The 3,709-nt window shown below is 62.7% G+C and carries 6 protein-coding genes; all 6 read right to left on the bottom strand.

The annotated features are described in order from the left end of the window. Positions 1–129: 129 nt before the first annotated feature. A complete protein-coding gene (locus tag QMX91_RS29765) occupies positions 130–435 on the bottom strand; it encodes an urease subunit beta (protein WP_098966985.1) in 306 nt (101 codons plus the stop codon). Continuing rightward, positions 432–968 carry a GNAT family N-acetyltransferase gene (locus tag QMX91_RS29760; protein ID WP_027613558.1) on the bottom strand — a complete coding sequence of 179 codons (537 nt, stop codon included), beginning with the start codon at positions 966–968 and terminating at the stop codon, positions 432–434. The genes QMX91_RS29765 and QMX91_RS29760 overlap by 4 nt, the downstream gene beginning before the upstream one ends. 6 nt (positions 969–974) lie before the next feature. Next, positions 975–1,508, bottom strand: coding sequence for a GNAT family N-acetyltransferase (locus tag QMX91_RS29755; protein WP_047600616.1), 534 nt, complete (start codon positions 1,506–1,508; stop codon positions 975–977). Positions 1,509–1,517: 9 nt separating this feature from the next. After that, positions 1,518–1,820, bottom strand: coding sequence for an urease subunit gamma (gene ureA / locus QMX91_RS29750; protein ID WP_007915951.1), 303 nt, complete (start codon positions 1,818–1,820; stop codon positions 1,518–1,520). Positions 1,821–2,045: 225 nt separating this feature from the next. After that, the gene (locus QMX91_RS29745) at positions 2,046–2,885 is read right to left on the bottom strand and encodes an urease accessory protein UreD (protein ID WP_135294855.1); all 840 of its coding nucleotides are present in this window, start codon (positions 2,883–2,885) and stop codon (positions 2,046–2,048) included. A 30-nt stretch (positions 2,886–2,915) separates the two neighbouring features. Next, the gene (gene urtE, locus QMX91_RS29740) at positions 2,916–3,614 is read right to left on the bottom strand and encodes an urea ABC transporter ATP-binding subunit UrtE (RefSeq protein ID WP_098966990.1); all 699 of its coding nucleotides are present in this window, start codon (positions 3,612–3,614) and stop codon (positions 2,916–2,918) included. Positions 3,615–3,709 lie beyond the last annotated feature (95 nt).

Here is a 3,709-nt window from a genome sequence, read left to right as displayed (position 1 = left end):
GCTGTTCGCTGCGCTCACAGATTCGCGAGCAAGCCCGCTCCCACAATTGACCGCATTTCAACTGAAGGAACGCGGTCGAATGTGGGAGCGGGCTTGCTCGCGAAGGGGCCAGAGCAGACACCGCATTACTTAGAGATCACCCATGACCCGCCCGGCAAAGCCGAACACCCGGCGATGCCCGGCGTACTCCACCAGCTCGACCTCGCGGCTCTGCCCCGGTTCGAAGCGCACCGCGGTGCCGGCCGGGATATTCAGGCGCATGCCACGGCTGGCCGCGCGATCAAAGGTCAGCGCGTCGTTGGTTTCGAAAAAGTGATAGTGCGAGCCGACCTGAATCGGTCGGTCGCCGCTGTTGGCGACTTTCAGGCTGAGGGTGCGGCGGCCGACATTCAATTCGATGTCGCCGGGCTGGATCTGGTACTGGCCGGGAATCATGGCCGGGCTCCTTGCAGAATCTTGTAGTAGAGGGCGGTCGGGCGATACGTGCCGTGCGGGTCGCAGGCGTAGTCGGGAATTTCGCCGGCACGGGTGTAACCCAGGGCCTTGTAGAAATCTTCGGCGGGCGAACCGGCCTCGGTGTCGAGGTAGAGCATGCCGCGCTTGTGCTTGGCCGCTTCGAGCTCCAGCGCATTCATCAATTGCTGGCCGAGGCCGCGTCGCCGCGCCTGTTCACGCACCAGCAGCTTCTGCACCTCGGCACGATTGAGGCCGTTGGCCTTCTGGCACAGACCCAACTGCACGCTGGCCTGCACCTCTTCATCCTTGACCACCACCCAGAGCAACACGCTGCCCTTGTTCACTTGTTGCTGCACTTCATCGAAATAGGCGCGGGCCTGCGCGGCATCGAGATCGGCCATGAAGCCGACGCTGGCGCCATAACCCACGGCGTCGAGCAGCAGATCAATCAGGCCCTGACGATAGTGCGCAAAACTTTCCGCATTGACGCGTCGCAGTTGGGCGGGGTTCATCGCGTGTCACTCCTTGTTGGCGACCGGCGGCTGGGCGCCAGGGTTGAGAGTCAGTTGCATGAAGGTCAGATCGAGCCAGCGACCGAACTTGGTGCCGACTTGCGGCATTTGTCCGGTGATGCTGAAACCGGCGCGTTCATGCAGACGAATGGAAGCGGCGTTGCCACTTTCGATGGCGGCGACCATCACATGCTTGTCGCAGGCTTTGGCCCGCTCGATCAGCACGCTCATCAATTGCGGGCCAAGGCCATTGCCGCGCTGGTCGCTACGGACATAGACCGAGTGCTCGACGGTATGGCGGAAACCGTCGAACGGCCGCCAGTCGCCAAAGGAAGCGTAGCCGAGCACAACGTTGTCGGCGTCGACGATCACCAGAATCGGGTAGGCCTGGGCCTGACGGGCGCTGAACCACGCCTGGCGGTTGCCGAGGTCGACCGCCGATTCGTTCCAGATCGCCGTGGTGTTGAGCACCGCGTCGTTGTAGATGTCGCGGATTGCAGGGAGGTCGGCGTGCAGGGCATCGCGAATGGTGTAGGTCATGGCGCGGCCTCAGACGATCGGTTGGTGGACGGTGACCAGTTTGGTGCCGTCGGGAAACGTCGCTTCGACCTGGATCTCCGGGATCATTTCCGGGATGCCTTCCATCACCTGCTCGCGGCTGAGCAGGGTGGTGCCGAAGTGCATCAGCTCGGCCACGGTCTGGCCATCACGGGCGCCTTCGAGCAGGGCGGCGGAGATATAGGCCATGGCTTCCGGGTAGTTGAGCTTCACACCTCGGGCCAGTCGGCGTTCGGCGACGAGGCCGGCGGTGAAGATCAACAGCTTGTCTTTTTCGCGTGGGGTCAGGTCCATTGCGGGTATCCATCAGGGCAGTTTTGTGAGGTTCTTGCGGGCGTGGGGGCCAGTTAGAGCCAGCCCTCACCCTAGCCCTCTCCCGGAGGGAGAGGGGACTGATCTCGGTCGTTTGTCGAGGCCGCTCCAGTCAGTCAATATTTTTCGAGAATGCAAATTTCCTTCCAGACAACCTGGTCAGGCTCCTTCTCCCTCCGGGAGAGGGCGGGGGGTGAGGGTGGCTTTTCAAGTGCTCCAGATTCTCGGTGATACCGCTTCGCGGCCGAGCAGGGCCGGGCGCAGCAGGCGCCACAGGTCGATCAGCCAGGCGCGGGCCAGCAGTGCCTCGCTCGCCAGGCAGCGGGCAACCAAAAGCCCCGGCAACTGGGTCAGATCACCGCGCACCTCATGGCCCAGCGAGCGGCAACGCTCCAGCAAATCGGCATCGATTTCACCGGTCACCAGCAGCGTCGCAAACACCGGATTGCCATCCAGACCGATCGGCGAATCGAGCAAGCCGTCATTGCCGGTGATGCGTTGACGCTCGTGCCAGAGCAATCGCCCGTCACGGCGGATATCCAGATGCGCTTGAAAGTGTCCGAGGTCGAAGCGCTCGCCACTGGCCGGTCGGCCCAGCGCCACCACGTCCCAGTAGAACAGCCGCGCATCGCCCTCAAGCTCGATCGAGGTGGTGAGTTCGGCCTGAGCGGCGCTGTAGACGATAGTTTCCTGCGGCAGCCACTCCAGCGTCGCACCGGTCGCGATTTTCAGATCGAGCTGCTGATACGCCGGCCCCGCTGCGCGATACCACTTGGCGGCGCCGGGGCTGGTGATCTGCGCCCAGGCGTCCCGTTCGACGCGGGCGCTGATGTTCAGCCGGTCACCCCCGGCGATCCCGCCCGGCGGGTGGACGATGATGTGCTGGCAGACCTCGGGGCCTTCGGCATACAGATGCTTTTGTACCCGTAGCGGGCCGAGATGCCGGCGTTGAACCGGGCGCGTGCAGTCGCCGAAGCGGGCGTAGGCCAGTTCCAGCTCGGCGTGCCAGCTCGGGGTAAACAGGGCAGTGGGAAGCGGTAAGTTCATGGTTTGTAATTATCGTTAGGAAGCTACAGATTAAATTGTTACCAGACCTCGTACACCCTCGGCCTCCATATTTTCACCGCGACCCTGCTGCACGATCTCGCCCCGGGACATCACCAGGTACTGATCGGCCAGCTCGGCGGCGAAGTCGTAGAACTGCTCAACCAGCAAAATCGCCATGTCGCCCCGCGCCGCGAGCTTCTTGATCACCGCGCCGATCTCCTTGATCACCGAGGGCTGGATGCCTTCGGTGGGCTCGTCGAGGATCAGCAAACGCGGACGACTGGCCAGGGCGCGACCGATAGCCAGCTGCTGTTGCTGACCGCCGGACAGGTCACCGCCGCGGCGCTGCTTCATTTGTAGCAGCACCGGGAACAATTCGTAGATGAAACCTGGTACTTCTTTCGCTTCACTGCCGGGAAACCGTGACAGGCCCATCAGCAGATTCTCCTCCACGGTGAGCCGGCCGAAGATTTCCCGGCCCTGTGGCACATAGGCGATCCCGGCGTGTACCCGCTGGTGCGGCTTGAACGTGGTAATCGGTTGGCCTTCCCAGTTCACCACACCTTCCTTGGCCGGCAACAGGCCCATCAGGCATTTGAGCAGGGTGGTCTTGCCCACGCCGTTGCGCCCGAGCAGGCAGGTGACTTCGCCGACTTTTACGTCGAATGAGAGGCCACGGAGGATGTGGCTACCGCCGTAGTACTGGTGCAACTTGTCGACTTGCAGCATTCTCAAAATCTCCTCAAATCCCCCTGTGGGAGCGGGCTTGCTCGCGAATGCGGTGGATCAGTCGCCATCAACTTGAATGGCACACCGCATTCGCG

Origin of the sequence: Pseudomonas sp. PS01299, assembly GCF_029960145.1 — a bacterium.
Classification (GTDB): Bacteria; Pseudomonadota; Gammaproteobacteria; order Pseudomonadales; family Pseudomonadaceae; genus Aquipseudomonas; species Aquipseudomonas putida_A.
This window is presented reverse-complemented; position numbering and strand designations above follow the sequence as displayed.

Excerpts from the sequence above, each read along its gene's own strand:
- ureA (WP_007915951.1), bottom strand. The coding sequence starts at position 1,820 with ATGGACCTGACCCCACGCGAAAAAGACAAGCTGTTGATCTTCACCGCC.
- urtE (WP_098966990.1), bottom strand. The coding sequence starts at position 3,614 with ATGCTGCAAGTCGACAAGTTGCACCAGTACTACGGCGGTAGCCACATC.
- QMX91_RS29765 (WP_098966985.1), bottom strand. The coding sequence starts at position 435 with ATGATTCCCGGCCAGTACCAGATCCAGCCCGGCGACATCGAATTGAAT.
- QMX91_RS29760 (WP_027613558.1), bottom strand. The coding sequence starts at position 968 with ATGAACCCCGCCCAACTGCGACGCGTCAATGCGGAAAGTTTTGCGCAC.
- QMX91_RS29745 (WP_135294855.1), bottom strand. The coding sequence starts at position 2,885 with ATGAACTTACCGCTTCCCACTGCCCTGTTTACCCCGAGCTGGCACGCC.
- QMX91_RS29755 (WP_047600616.1), bottom strand. The coding sequence starts at position 1,508 with ATGACCTACACCATTCGCGATGCCCTGCACGCCGACCTCCCTGCAATC.